The 13,832-nt window shown below is 38.8% G+C and carries 10 protein-coding genes and 1 pseudogene; 10 read left to right on the top strand and 1 reads right to left on the bottom strand.

Translation table 11 applies throughout. The features are described 5' to 3' along the window. The first annotated feature begins 144 nt into the window (after positions 1–144). The 5 genes and pseudogenes from cpu_RS04010 (at position 145) to cpu_RS04030 (ending at position 7,100) form a co-directional block, all read left to right on the top strand. Positions 145–1,299 carry a glycerate kinase gene (locus cpu_RS04010; RefSeq protein ID WP_075858753.1) on the top strand — a complete coding sequence of 385 codons (1,155 nt, stop codon included), beginning with the start codon at positions 145–147 and terminating at the stop codon, positions 1,297–1,299. Next, on the top strand, positions 1,300–2,685 hold the full coding sequence (locus cpu_RS04015; RefSeq protein WP_077177163.1) for a GntP family permease: 1,386 nt from the start codon (positions 1,300–1,302) through the stop codon (positions 2,683–2,685). It begins immediately after the preceding gene. A 263-nt stretch (positions 2,686–2,948) separates the two neighbouring features. After that, a complete protein-coding gene (locus tag cpu_RS04020; RefSeq protein ID WP_075858754.1) occupies positions 2,949–4,130 on the top strand; it encodes a CdaR family transcriptional regulator in 1,182 nt (393 codons plus the stop codon). Between the two features lie 275 nt (positions 4,131–4,405). Beyond that, a pseudogene (locus tag cpu_RS04025) lies at positions 4,406–5,060 on the top strand (IS256 family transposase); the annotation flags it as partial. A 279-nt stretch (positions 5,061–5,339) separates the two neighbouring features. Then, positions 5,340–7,100, top strand: coding sequence for an aldehyde ferredoxin oxidoreductase family protein (locus cpu_RS04030; protein ID WP_075858755.1), 1,761 nt, complete (start codon positions 5,340–5,342; stop codon positions 7,098–7,100). A 138-nt stretch (positions 7,101–7,238) separates the two neighbouring features. On the opposite strand, the gene cpu_RS04035 is transcribed toward cpu_RS04030, so the two are convergent. After that, positions 7,239–8,159 (bottom strand): LysR family transcriptional regulator, encoded by a 921-nt coding sequence (locus cpu_RS04035; RefSeq protein WP_075858756.1) that lies wholly within the window; start codon positions 8,157–8,159, stop codon positions 7,239–7,241. Between the two features lie 372 nt (positions 8,160–8,531). Here cpu_RS04035 and cpu_RS04040 point away from each other — a divergent pair, with 372 nt between their 5' ends. The 5 genes from cpu_RS04040 (at position 8,532) to cpu_RS04060 (ending at position 13,777) form a co-directional block, all read left to right on the top strand. Continuing rightward, positions 8,532–9,932 (top strand): anion permease, encoded by a 1,401-nt coding sequence (locus cpu_RS04040; protein ID WP_075858757.1) that lies wholly within the window; start codon positions 8,532–8,534, stop codon positions 9,930–9,932. Between the two features lie 174 nt (positions 9,933–10,106). Next, a complete protein-coding gene (locus cpu_RS04045) occupies positions 10,107–10,952 on the top strand; it encodes a fumarate hydratase (protein WP_075858758.1) in 846 nt (281 codons plus the stop codon). A 13-nt stretch (positions 10,953–10,965) separates the two neighbouring features. Next, the gene (locus tag cpu_RS04050) at positions 10,966–11,520 is read left to right on the top strand and encodes a Fe-S-containing hydro-lyase (protein ID WP_075858759.1); all 555 of its coding nucleotides are present in this window, start codon (positions 10,966–10,968) and stop codon (positions 11,518–11,520) included. Between the two features lie 4 nt (positions 11,521–11,524). Then, complete coding sequence (locus tag cpu_RS04055; RefSeq protein ID WP_075858760.1) at positions 11,525–13,234, top strand: FAD-binding protein; 1,710 nt, start codon at positions 11,525–11,527, stop codon at positions 13,232–13,234. Further along, positions 13,235–13,777, top strand: a complete 543-nt coding sequence (locus cpu_RS04060; protein WP_234970180.1) for a succinate dehydrogenase/fumarate reductase iron-sulfur subunit — start codon at positions 13,235–13,237, stop codon at positions 13,775–13,777. Positions 13,778–13,832: the final 55 nt, after the last annotated feature.

Below are 13,832 nucleotides of genomic sequence, written 5' to 3' on the forward strand. Positions count from 1 at the left end.
CTTGACTTCCTTGTTTTTATCACTTTGCTCAAAATTATGCTTAAATTCTTTAAAAAGTTGAACATAATGAACATTTACATTTAATAAATTATTAAAATAAAATTAAATCAAATATACCAAGAAAAAATAGCGGAGGTTACTTTTATGAAAATAGTTGTTGCACCCGATTCTTTTAAAGGAAGCCTGAGTTCATTAAAAGTTGCCCTAGCTATTGAGAGAGGTATTAAAAGAGCTGCATCCGAAATAGAAGCAGAAATTGAAGTAGTAAAAATTCCCATGGCTGACGGTGGAGAGGGTACAGTAGAGGCCATAATATGTGCTCTGGGAGGAAGACTTGTAAAAACACGGGTTCTTGATCCTTTAGGAAGGGAAATAGATTCTTTTTTCGGAGTACTACCTGATGGTACCGCAGTCATTGAGATGGCTGCGGCTTCTGGGCTTAATCTTTTGAAAACTGAGGAAAAGAATCCTATGATAACTACCACTTACGGCACGGGCCAGCTTATAAGGGCGGCACTTGAAGAGGGATGCAGAAAACTAATTATAGGAATAGGCGGCAGTGCTACCAATGACGGTGGGGTGGGGATGGCCCAAGCTTTGGGAGTAAAATTTCTAGATAGCAACGGCCGTGAAATTGGTTTTGGAGGTGGAGAACTTTATAAAATAGAAAGGATAGATTACGCTGGCCTTGATGCAAGAATCAAAGATACCAGTATTGTAGTAGCTTGTGATGTGAAAAATGTGCTATGTGGTCCAACAGGTGCCTCGGTAGTTTATGGACCGCAAAAGGGTGCAACCCTTGAAATGGTAAAAGTCCTGGATGAAAATTTAAGACATCTGGCTAAAATGATAAAAAGGTACTTGGGAAAAGATGTGGCTGAGATTCCTGGTTCAGGAGCTGCAGGTGGGTTGGGAGCTGCTATGCTGGCCTTCTTAGATGCTAAACTCCAACCGGGAATTGAAATAGTTATGGAACTTACTCAGTTTCCTGAGGTGGTAAAAAATGCGGAATTAATTATTACTGGAGAAGGAGCGACGGATTACCAGACTATGTTCGGAAAGGTTCCTTTGGGAGTTGCACGGGTGGCAAGAAGATTTGGCAAATCAGTAGTATGTATTTCCGGATCACTTAATGCAGGTTACGAAAAATTATATGCAGAGGGTATAACAGCTTTATTCAGTATTGTTAACCGCCCAATGACTTTAGAAGAAGCTATGGAAAGGGGGGAAGAACTGCTTGAAAAAATTTCTGAAAACGTCTTTAGACTATATTATTTAAGGCGGGAGGGGGAAAAATAAATGACACCTGAGCAGCTTGCCGCTGCAAAAGCGGTTATGGTTCATGGTCCTATGTTGATTTTTATAATAGTGCTTGCAATACTGTTTATCATTTATGCTACTGCAAAGTTGAAAATCCACCCGTTTCTTGCGCTTATACTTGCTGCATATGGAGTTGGTTTTTTAAGTAGAATGCCGGTCGAATTTATAGGACCAATAATAGCCCAGGGATTTGGCAATTTAATGACAAATATCGGCCTTGTAATTGTTTTTGGAACAATAATTGGCACGATAATGGAAAAATCTGGAGCAGCCCTTAAAATGGCCGAAATAGTTCTCAATATTGTTGGAATTAAAAGAGCACCTCTGGCTATGAGCATAATTGGCTACGTAACTAGCATACCGGTTTTCTGCGATTCTGGGTACGTAATATTAAGTCCCCTCAACAAAGCTCTGGCCAAAAAAGCTAAAATTCCTATGGCTGTAATGGCAGTTGCATTATCAACAGGTCTTTATGCTACACATACATTAGTTCCACCTACTCCAGGGCCAATAGCGGCTGCAGGAAATGTGGGCGCAGATCTTGGGCTTGTTATACTGGTTGGTATGCTTATATCAATACCTGCAGCACTTATAGGACTTTGGTGGGCATATAGAATTGGAAGTAATATCAAATCAGAAATAGATCAGATAGATATTAACTATGATGAATTAAAAAGCCAGTTCAAGAGCTTACCAAGTGCAACGAGCTCCTTTTTACCTATTGTTGCTCCAATTATATTAATAGCTATTGCATCGGTAGCGAAGTTTATAAAGTACTCGGGACCAGGTAATAATCTTATAACCTTTCTTGGTACCCCGGTCAATGCTCTTATGATAGGTGTTTTATTCTCTTTAACATTACTTCCCAAGTTTGATGAAGAAACGCTTATGAACTGGGTGGGGCAGGGAATAAAGGATTCTGCAGTTATTTTGCTTATAACCGGAGCAGGTGGTTCTCTTGGAGCAATGCTTTCAGCTACTCCTATTTCGGATTACATTAAGACACTTGCAGGGGGAAAAATTTCCGGGGGTTCTTTTGCAATTATCCTTGTATTTCTAATAGCTGCACTGCTTAAAACAGCACAAGGTTCTTCAACGGTCGCCCTCGTTACAACTTCTAGCCTCATCGCTCCCATGTTACCACAGTTTGGGTTGACGTCTCCTATGGATCTTGCCTTGACTGTAATGGCAATAGGTGCTGGAGCAATGACCGTTTCTCATGTTAATGATAGCTATTTCTGGGTAGTGTCCCAGTTCTCAGGGTTAAAAGTTACTAATGCTTACAAAGCCCAGACGATGGCAACCTTTTTGCAGGGACTTGTAACAATTGTAGTAACATTTATACTTTTTAGAATATTCCATTAAGAAGATAAAATTTTCCCTTATACAATCACACTTTTAAATTAGATTTCTATGTTTTAGTTTTTAAGTTGTTGATTTCCTCTGAAAAACAAATATCGACCTTCAAAAAGAGCCTGCGCTATTATAAAGTGCGGGCTCTTTATTTCTCCTATATTATGCTGATTTGATTGAGCTATGAAGTACAATACATACTTAAAAGGAGCTCGTTGATATTATACGAATATTTATAAAAAATGCTTTAAAATTTTTGTGTTGGGGGTGATAATTTGGAAATTATTCGAAAATATGCGCAAACAATTGTTGATAAAACTATTAAGATACTGGGATATAACATCAACATAATGGACAGTCAAGGCATCATTGTGGGAAGTGGCGATAAAAAAAGGATAAATACTTTTCATCAGGGCGCTGCCGAAGTAATTAGAATAGGAAGACCATTAGAAATAACTTTTGATAATGCTCGGAATCTTGAGGGGGTAAAACCAGGAGTTAATTTACCTATTTATTTAAATAATAAAATAGTTGGGGTTGTTGGAATTACCGGAGAACCTGATGAAGTGCGTGCTTTTGGCGAACTTTTAAAGGTATCAGTAGAAACAATGCTCCAGGAAGCCTTCCTTTCTGAACAACTGAGGATGCAACAAAATGCCAAAGATTTGTACCTATATGACCTTATATTGGGAAATTTTGAAGATGAAGATTTGTTCGAAGCAAGGGGAGAAGCTCTGGGATTTGATATGAAGTTGCCTAGAATCGCTGTTGTAATAGCGGTGGAAGAATTGAATGCTGGTAATAAAATTGCATCAGAATTGTTATTGCAGAAAAAAAGAGATTATATTCTTAGTTGTATAAAAGGGGCATTTGCGGATTCTCAGAATATGATTGGCTACGTTGGTAGTAATAGTATTGTTGTGTTTTGCGTTATTGGAAAAATTGAAATTTTTGAAATAAAAAAACAAATTTTTGGGTATATAGAAAGGCTTGAAAACTTGTTTCAGAAGGATAGGATACGGTTTAAAGTTGGAATTGGAAAATTTTATAAAGGTCTAAAAGGTTTAAAAAAATCTTATTCTGAAGCTTTGCAGGTGTTGGCTCTGAGAGAGAGGATGAGTTGTCAGTCTAATGTCACTTTTGCAGCTGATGTAAGTTTAGAGATTTTTTTAAATAGCATATCAGGAGAAATTTTAGACAACTTTATCGCAAACATTTTACCGCATAGTAAGATATTGGATATTTTAAGAAAACCAAGGTTCTTTGAAGTACTTAAAGTTTTTTTGGAAAATGATTTAAACATTAGTGTAACTGCTAAGATTTTAAAGGTTTCTAGAAATACCGTAGTAAACCGTTTAGAAAGAATAAAAGAAATAACAGGACTTGATGTCCGGAATTTTAATGATGCTATCAAATTGAAATTATTGTTGTTGATATGTGAATTAAAAATTAAATAGTATGTAATCTCTTCTCAAAGTTAAGTCCATATAATTGTGTAAAAAGGGAAATTTAAAAAAGGTTGAGCCATCCCCACCCTCTGGTTAGAATTAAAGGTGACCAAACCAAAAACCAGTCTTTTGGGATGAGAAATGGCTCAATATAATATTACCATTGATTCCGAAATTTTGCATCACCTCTTTCTCAATGGAGCAAAAAATGAAGGAGTAGCTAAATTTTTAGAATTCGTGCTTAATCAAATACTCCAAGCCCAGGCCAAAGAGCAAATAAATAAATTGCTTTTGGTGTAAATGAAGAAGGCTACAGGGAAATTAGCGACAGCGTATCAGAAAAGCTTACGTGAATTTTTCTTCTGGCTCAAACAAAGAGGCTTACATGGCGTTGACTTAGTAGTTTCTGACCACCATAACGGCTTAAGACGCGCTATTCGCCAGCACTTCCAGGGAGCAACCTAGCAGCGGTGCCAAACTCATTTTATGCGCAATATTCTCGATAAAACCCCAAAAGCTTTACAAAAAGAAATCCATGCCAAAGTAAGAGCTATATTAGAGGCTCCAGATTCAGATACCGCAAGAATTTACTAAATCAGGTACTAGATGAGTATAGAGTTAAGGCAGCTAAGGCCATGGATATTTTAGAATCTGGTTTTGAAGATGCTGTAGCTGTTTTAGAACTTCCTGAACGGTATCGCAAAAGACTTCGTACCACCAATAGTTTAGAACGGTTAAACGAAGAAATCCGCCGACGCGAAAGGGTAATTAGGATCTTTCCTAATCGGGAATCGGCTATCCGCTTAATTGGCGCTTTGCTAATGGAACAAGATGTAAAATTGGGCCTCGAGTAAAAAATACTTGGACATGGCCGAGTATTTTGAATGGCAGAAGGAAGTCTCAAAAAAATCAGGAGAAAAGGTTATTCCAATGAGATAACCCATCACCACCGTTAACTGCTTATCCCCGCCGGAGGCTCTGGGGTCAAGGAAGGATAAGACCCGGCGGCAGCAAATCCTTGACCCTCTAAGGGCCGGAGGCGGTATACTGGATAAGTGGTGGTGATTAATCAACTGATTCTAACCAGAGAGATTTTTACATAATAATTTGGACTTGATCGACAAATTAATTGTCATTTGCTTCGAACATATTATAGAAGGTTATTGCAAATATAAGTAAGAAGTATAAAAAGGGAAACAGAGAGAAGGGAGAAAAGTGATGAAAGGTTTTTATGGAAAAATCTTAAGAATTAACCTTACCGATAAATCTTACCGAGTGGAAGATATTAGCGAAGAAATCTTAAAAAAGTATTTAGGCGGAAAAGGGCTGGGGTCATATCTTCTCCTTAACAATGTCGCTCCTGGGATCGATCCTCTTTCTCCGGATAATAAGCTTATTTTTACTGCAGGTCCGACTGCTGGAACTGGAATGGTAGGTTCCAGCCGGTATGGCGTATTTAGCAAATCGCCCTTAACAGGTTTATATGCTGAATCATATTCTGGAGGAAAAGTTGCACCTGCCATTAGAAAAACGGGCTATGATGCGATTATTTTGGAAGGAGCTTCTTCTGAGCCAGTGTATTTAGAAATAACTGATAGTACAGTAAAATTCCACGATGCTACCCATCTTTGGGGCAAAGACACTTATTATACTGAAGACAAAGTTCTTGAAGAAGTAGGCGTTTCTGGGGCCCAGGCTGTTGTTATCGGCCCTGCTGGTGAAAATCTGGTCCGTTTTGCCTGCATTGAAAACAATTACTGGCGTTCGGCAGGCCGTACCGGCCTGGGAGCGGTGATGGGTTCCAAAAAAGTCAAAGCTGTTGTTTTTCATGGTCAGGCCAAAGTTGATATTGCTGAGCCTGAGTTATTAAAAAGCTTGCTTAAATCCATAAGTCAAAAAGCTAAAGATAATCCAGGAGTCAAGGCTTACCAGATGTATGGTACCACCCAAATGGTCAGAATAATGAATGGGGCTAAAGCTTTTCCTACTAAATACTGGTCTAATGGTACCTATGAGAATTGGGAAGATATTAGTGGAGATAGTTTAATCACCAATTTTGAGGTCAAGCCCAGGAGCTGTCCCAATTGTTTTCTGGCTTGTGGCAAACTGACTACCGTGGAAGAAGGGAAGTACGCGGGTTTAACGGTAGAGGAGCCGGAGTATGAAACCATTTATGCCTTTGGCGGTTTATGCTGCATTAACCGATTAGATGAAATTTTAAAATTAAATGACATATGTGACCGGTTGGGCATGGATACCATCACCGCTGGTAATTTAGCTGCCTTTGCTATTGAAGCTGTTAATAGAGGGAAGATAAAGGCTGATTTACAATATGGAAATGCTGATGGCATTGCCCGATTATTGGAAGATATTGCTTATGGCAGGGGCATTGGGGCAATCTTGGCTCAGGGTATTAAAAAAGCTTCAGAGGAGTGGGGAATGGAAGATGTAGCCATCCATGTAAAAGGTTTAGAACCAGCAGGATATGATCCTAGAGTTCTTAAAGGGATGGGTTTAGCCTATGCAACTTCAACGAGAGGTGCTTGTCACTTAAGAGCTACTTTTTATAAACCTGAACTAAGCGGGATGATTGACCCAGCTACTATAGAGGGCAAAGCCAAGTTGTTTATAGAGTTTGAAAATCGCCTAACGATCTTTAACACCCAAATTTTGTGCGTGTTTTTCCGGGACTTGATCCAGTGGCCTGAGCTTATACAATTAATTAAGGCAGTAACCGGCTGGGAATACAACCAGCAGGAATTAGAAGAATTGGCCAATAGGATTGTAACTTTAACCAGGGTGTTTAACAGCCGGGAAGGAGCAACAAAAGCTCAGGATACGTTGCCAAAACGTTTCTTTTCAGAGCCGATCAATGAAGGAAAAAATACTATTTATGAAGAAGAACTTAACATTATGGTAGATGAATACTACCGTTTACGAGGATGGAATGACCAGGGGCTTCCTATAAATGAAAAATAGTAAATAAGTAATTTATTAATTTTGTAAACCTGCCTGCCTTGGCCAGGTTTATTTTTTTTATGCCGAAATCGTCACCCTTTTACCACAGAAAAACATCCAAATTTTTTCAGTCGTGATGAACATTGGTTTATGGGTGTGTTAAGGGAGAGCTTGTGTTTTTAAATTAAGGTTTTCTGCAAATTCCTTTGATTTAATGTAACTTTTTACGAAACCAATAAAAGCTTGAGCAGCCCGTGATAGACATCTATCTTTTTGCCAGGCTAAACCGATAGTTATGTTCATTGGTTCTTCTAATGGAATACTGACAATTTTATCCCATTTTTTTGTTATTCCATTCATTAAAAAAGTAATTCCCAAACCATTACTAACCAATTCTTTTATCGTTTCAATTTGACATGAGGAAAGGAGAATATTTGGAGAAAACCCGTAATAGTTGCAGAGGGCGATAATTTTATGACGAGTGTAGGAATCCTCTTTTAATAAGATAAATTGTTCGTCTTCTAATTGGCGCAAACTAATTCTTTTTTCCTGACTAAATCTATGATTTTCAGATACACAAAGGATAATTTGGTCTTTGGTTATGGGCAACATACTAAGATTTTCACTTTGCTCTGGAAGAATGATAAGACCCAAGTCGAGTTCACCATTTTCAAGTAAAGATACCATTGACCAGGAACCTTCTTCACGTACTTGCAATTTTAAGTTGGGGTAGGCATTTTTAAAACCTTTGAAAATTTTAGGAAAAAGGTAAGCTCCGATCATGGGGGGGATTCCAAGTTTAATAATGCCTTTTTTGTAATTTTTTAAATCTTCAACCTCGGATTGGGCTTTTTTTACATCCTTTAGTATTTTTTCTACATGTTGAAGAAATAACTTGCCCTCGTCGGTAAGAACAACTCGCCGTTTACTACGATCTAAAAGCTGGACCTCTAGTTCTTGTTCGAGACTATTTATTGCAATTGTAATGGATGGTTGTGCAACATGAAGTTGCTCAGCAGCACGGGTAAAGCTATTAAGTTTGCTGACAGCATAAAAATATTCTAATTGCCGTAATTCCATTTGCTCCACCTCTTTAAAATGTCACTTTAAAAAAGGAATCTTGTCAAAAAGTGAAAAGAATAACAAGCAATGTTAATTAATTCACAATCGATTTATTTCGCAAATTAGTATACCAATTATGTTAAAAAAAATCAATCAAATAAGAGCTAAATTTGCTTATATACTCAAATAAACAGAAATAAATAATATAAATAAAATTATTTAAAAAAAATATTAATTATTTAATGCTGGTTAAATAATAAATAGAAAATATTAGAAATTTTCCGTTAACAAAGGTTAAAATATATAGTGAAATGTGAATCAATTCACACACCCGTTGGGCCCAAAGGGAATGGAAAAATTAAAAATTTTTTAAAGGAGAGAGTGAATTGTATGAATAAAAAAATCCGCGCTCTGCTAACTTGTGCTGTGGGTTTGGCAATTTGGTTTTCCCCAGTACCGACAGGCTTAGATCCAAAAGCTTGGCACTTGTTAGCGATTTTTGTGGCGACAATTATAGGTTTCATCTTGCAGCCACTACCTATTGGTGCACTTGCTTTTGTTAGTGTTACATTATCAGCTCTAACTGGGATTTTAGAAGTTAAAGATGCGTTGGAAGGGTTTGCAAATTCGACAATTTGGCTGATTGTTTCTGCTTTTATATTTGCTATCGGTTTTGTTAAAACAGGTCTGGGATTACGAATTGCTTATTTTTTAATCCGTTTGCTAGGCGATAGTACTTTAAAGTTGGGGTACACATTGGTATTGAGCGATTTAATTATAAGTCCCGCTACACCATCTAATACGGCCCGTGCTGGAGGAGTATTATTTCCGATAGTGCGAAGTCTTGCGGAAGCATTTGGTTCCAAACCGGGAGAGTCTCCCCGTAAGGTGGGAGCATACCTTATGCAAACAGCATATCAAGGGAACGCCATCACGTCAGCCATGTTTTTGACTTCTATGGCTGGCAATCCGCTTATTGCACTTCTTGCTTTGAAAACTCTCAAGATAAATATTACTTGGAATCTTTGGGCAAAAGCAGCAATTATACCTGGGATAATTTCAATTTTAGTAATTCCTTACTTGCTTTATAAAATTTACCCACCAGAAATCAAGAAGACACCTGAGGCTAAAGAAATTGCGGCTAAGGAACTGGCTAAAATGGGACCTATGAAATTTGAAGAAAAAGTATTAGTTATTGTATTTATTGGGGCTCTAATCTTATGGGCTACTTCCCAATACACCAATATCGATGCCACTATCGTTGCAATGTTAGGTGTGGCTGCAATGCTGGTTACTAAAGTTATTGATTGGAAAGATGTTCTCTCTGAAAAAGGTGCTTGGGATACTTTAGTGTGGATGGGCGCATTGGTAGCGTTGGCAGGTAATCTCTCTAAGCTGGGATTTATTCCTTGGTTTGCTAAAAACGTTAGTAGTATGATTACAGGTATTCCGTGGTTCTGGGCGTTCGTTATCCTTCTTGTTGTTTATCTCTATGCGCATTATGGGTTTGCAAGCTTAACTGCCCATATCACTGCAATGTATGCTGCTTTTGCATCGGTGGCAGTGGCGGCTGGTGCTCCACCTTATCTTATTGCGTTGTCTTTAGCTTTTATGTCTAACCTTTGTATGTCTCTAACCCATTATGCTGCAGGTCCCTCCCCAATCTATTTCGGTGCAGGTTATGTTGATCAGGGAACATGGTGGAAACTAGGGTTTATCGTTTCTGTTGTAAACCTGTTTATTTGGGTTGGCGTAGGATCAATATGGTGGAAGGCCTTAGGTCTATGGTAAAAATGCTTAATTTATACCACCGGAACAATTAAATCACTGGTCCGGTGGTATAAAAATATCCATTTTGTTTGCGTAAGATAATTCAGGTTTTTCTTTAAAAGTGTAATGACGGAATGCTGGTATACATTCATGATGTAATTTAACCGAACATTTTTGATAGAAAGGGGTAATACGATGCGTACAATTGAGGCAAATCAGATTACGGAAGCTATTGCCCAACTTGCAATTAAAGCTAACTATTATTTGAATGCTGATGTATATAATGCACTTGTTAATGGTCGAGAAAGAGAGGAATCTCCTATAGGTAAAGAGATTTTCGATATATTAATTAAAAATGCGAACATTGCAAAAGAAGAAGAGGTGGCTATTTGTCAAGATACTGGAATGGCGGTTGTGTTTATGGAAATTGGCCAAGATGTCCATATAGTGGGTGGAAATTTAGAAGAGGCGGTTAATGCAGGTGTAGCTAAGGGATATTTCGAGGGTTATCTGCGGAAATCGGTTGTAGATGAGCCATTATTCAACCGGATTAATACCAAGGATAACACCCCGGCTATACTTCATGTTTCAATCGTTCCTGGTGACAAAATTAAAATAGTGCTTGCTCCCAAAGGTTTTGGCAGCGAGAACATGAGTGCACTTAAAATGTTTAAACCCTCTGATGGAGTTCAGGCTGTTAAGAAGTTTGTCGTTGACACTGTAGTTAATGCTGGCTCGAATCCTTGTCCTCCTATGGTAATAGGAATAGGTATAGGCGGTACAATGGAAAAAGCTGCTCTTTTGGCCAAGAAGGCTTTGATTCGCCCACTTAACGTACGGAATGCTCATCCGAAATATGCTGCTTTAGAACAAGAATTACTGGAATTAGTGAATAATACCGGTATTGGTCCTCAAGGACTGGGTGGAAGGATAACCACTTTAGCAGTGAATATTGAGTGGTTTCCTACCCATATTGCGGGTATGCCTGTTGCAATTAACATAAATTGCCATGCTACCCGGCATGCTGAAATTGAACTTTAAGGAGGTAGAAATAATGAAAGAACCTATCCGTCTTACACTTCCTTTAACTGCAGAGAAAGTACGTAGTCTTAAAGCAGGCGACAGCGTATTAATTACCGGTATAGTTTATACTGGCCGGGATGCTGCACATAAACGGATGGTGGAGGCTTTGGATCGCGGAGAAGAATTACCCACAGATTTAAAGGATCAAGTTATTTATTATGTGGGCCCGACCCCAGCAAAACCCGGGAGACCCATTGGGGCAGCTGGACCTACAACTAGCGGGCGGATGGATGCTTACGCTCCACGTCTTTTAGAGAAAGGATTAAGAGGAATGATCGGTAAAGGATACCGTTCACCCGAAGTAATTGAAGCAATTAAAAAATATTGTGCAGTATATTTTGTTACTATCGGTGGAGCGGCTGCTTTAATTGCCAAAAGTATTAAGAGTTATGAAGTAATTGCTTACGAAGATTTAGGGCCTGAAGCCCATGCCAAAATCTATGTGGAAGATTTTCCAGCGATTGTGGCTATTGATTGTGAGGGAAATAATATCTACGAAATTGGACCGAAACAATATAAGAGGTGATTTAATGTTTAAATATGATGTACTTGTAATTGGTAGCGGTGGGGCAGGCATGCAAGCAGCTTTAGTAGCGTCGAAATCAGGAGAATTGAATGTGGCTCTTATGACAAAAGTGTTCCCAACGCGTTCCGCTACCTGTTGTGCTCAAGGTGGTACTAATGCTGCTCTTCGGAATGTTGATAAGTCTGATTCAATTGAAAAACATGCTTTTGACGCAATAAAAGGAAGCGACTTTCTTGCAGACCAGGACGCTGTAGAATTTTTTGTTAGTTTATTACCTGAAACTATTTTGGAACTGGATTATTTTGGCGTTCCTTTTTCTCGACTTGAAGATGGTACGATAGCTCAGCGGCCTTTTGGGGGGCAATCTCATCCGAGAACATGCTATTCTGCAGATAAAATAGGTGCGGTAATTTTACACACCTTATACGAACAATGCTTAAAAAATAAAGTAAATATTCTTAATGAGTGGTTCTTATTAGATCTTGTTGTAGAAAACGGGCAAATTATTGGTGTTGTTGCTATGGATATGAAAACAGGAAATATTCATCCGATCCTGGCCAAAGCTGTTGTTTTAGCAACAGGTGGCGCTGGACGCATTTACTGGAACCGAACCACTAACCCGTTTGCCTCCACGGGCGATGGCATGGCTGCAGCTTTTAAAGTTGGAGTTGCTTTAAAAGATCCAGAATTTGTCCAGTTTCATCCAACTGGTTTGGCTGGAACGGGGATCCTGATGTCTGAGGCTTGCCGTGGTGAAGGAGGATATCTCCTAAATAATAAAGGTGAGCGGTTTATGCAGCGTTATGCTCCAGAGAAAATGGAGCTTGCAACTCGTGACTTGGTTTCTCAAGCTATTGAAACTGAAATTAAAGAAGGTCGTGGATTTGGAGAAGGGATGAATGCTTACGTTAAGCTTGATTTACGTCACCTTGGGCGGGAAAAAATCTTAGAACGTTTACCACAAATTCGTGAACTTGCAATCCAGTTTGAGGGTATTGATCCTATCGAGCAGCCAATTCCTGTGCGTCCAAGCTGTCATTATAGCATGGGTGGAATAGATGTTATTGATTACAAAACTTGTGCTACGGTTGTTAAGGGATTATATGCTGCTGGTGAATGTGCTTGCATTTCAATCCATGGTGCAAACCGTTTGGGTGGCAATTCGACAGCCGAAGCTGTAGCTTTCGGTAAAGTTGCTGGCAAAGCAGCGGCAGAATATGCTCAAAATGTAGGATATTCTTCTGCGAAAAAAGTAAGTGAGTGTGCTAAGAAATGGGAAAATGAATACAATGTTGTTGTTTCGCGGAGAAATGGTCCGTCGGTTGCTTCTATTCGTAATCGTTTAGCAGAGACAATGTGGCTTAATGTTGGGGTTTTCCGCAAGGAAAAAGAAATGTTGCAGGCAGCAAAAGATGTTGATGCATTAATTGAAGAGTATAAATACTGTGTTGTTGGTGATAAAAACAGAGTTTATAATACGGCTTTTACGCAGTACATCGAATTGGGTAATATGCTAACGGTTGCTAAGGCCATTGTTATGGGGGCCTTAAACCGCAAAGAAAGTCGTGGTTCGCATAAAAGAGAAGATTATCCGCAAAGAGATGATCAAAACTACTTAAAACATACGATTATTACCCTCGAAGGGGCGGAGTATAAGCTGTCGTATCGACCGGTTGTTATTACAAAATATCAACCGGCAGAGAGGAGGTACTAAATGCAAAAGGTTACTTTTAAAATAAGACGATTTGATGGTGAAAAATCGTGGCTTCAGGAGTATCAATTTCCTTATCATCCTGGGAAAACAATTCTCTGGGCATTATCTTATATAAAAGATAGTATTGACCCAACGTTAACCTTTACCGCATCCTGCCGCCATGCTGTTTGTGGTGCGTGTGCAGTACGGGTTAATGGGCAGGCGACGTTGGCTTGCGAAACTTTGTTGGATAAGATGTTAGACCGTTGGAAAACTGATACTTTGCTAATTGAGCCTTTACAAAATTTTGAAGTAATTCGCGATTTAGTGGTTGATTGGGAAGCAAAAGTGGAACGACTAGCAGAAGTAAAGCCATGGTTGATACCTCGCGACGAATTCAGTAAAGAAACTGGGTGCCGGCAAACGCCTGAGGACTTCAAAAAAATTAACAAAAATTCGGACTGTATTTTATGTGGATGCTGTGCTTCGGAGTGTAATAAACTTAGCAGTAACGACAGAGATTTTCTTGGAGAATGTTTAAGGTTTTGTGTAAGTGGTAAATAATACCACTAAGGAGATGATCACTTATGCAAAACCTTGAAAACCTGACGGTAAAAGA

Source organism: Carboxydothermus pertinax (assembly GCF_001950255.1).
GTDB classification, from domain to species: Bacteria; Bacillota; Z-2901; order Carboxydothermales; family Carboxydothermaceae; genus Carboxydothermus; species Carboxydothermus pertinax.

What these genes read in the sequence shown, in the direction of transcription:
- cpu_RS04010 (WP_075858753.1), top strand. Translation starts at nt 145, where the DNA reads ATGAAAATAGTTGTTGCACCCGATTCTTTTAAAGGAAGCCTGAGTTCA.
- cpu_RS04015 (WP_077177163.1), top strand. Translation starts at nt 1,300, where the DNA reads ATGACACCTGAGCAGCTTGCCGCTGCAAAAGCGGTTATGGTTCATGGT.
- cpu_RS04030 (WP_075858755.1), top strand. Translation starts at nt 5,340, where the DNA reads ATGAAAGGTTTTTATGGAAAAATCTTAAGAATTAACCTTACCGATAAA.
- cpu_RS04035 (WP_075858756.1), bottom strand. Translation starts at nt 8,159, where the DNA reads ATGGAATTACGGCAATTAGAATATTTTTATGCTGTCAGCAAACTTAAT.
- cpu_RS04040 (WP_075858757.1), top strand. Translation starts at nt 8,532, where the DNA reads ATGAATAAAAAAATCCGCGCTCTGCTAACTTGTGCTGTGGGTTTGGCA.
- cpu_RS04045 (WP_075858758.1), top strand. Translation starts at nt 10,107, where the DNA reads ATGCGTACAATTGAGGCAAATCAGATTACGGAAGCTATTGCCCAACTT.
- cpu_RS04050 (WP_075858759.1), top strand. Translation starts at nt 10,966, where the DNA reads ATGAAAGAACCTATCCGTCTTACACTTCCTTTAACTGCAGAGAAAGTA.
- cpu_RS04055 (WP_075858760.1), top strand. Translation starts at nt 11,525, where the DNA reads ATGTTTAAATATGATGTACTTGTAATTGGTAGCGGTGGGGCAGGCATG.
- cpu_RS04060 (WP_234970180.1), top strand. Translation starts at nt 13,235, where the DNA reads ATGCAAAAGGTTACTTTTAAAATAAGACGATTTGATGGTGAAAAATCG.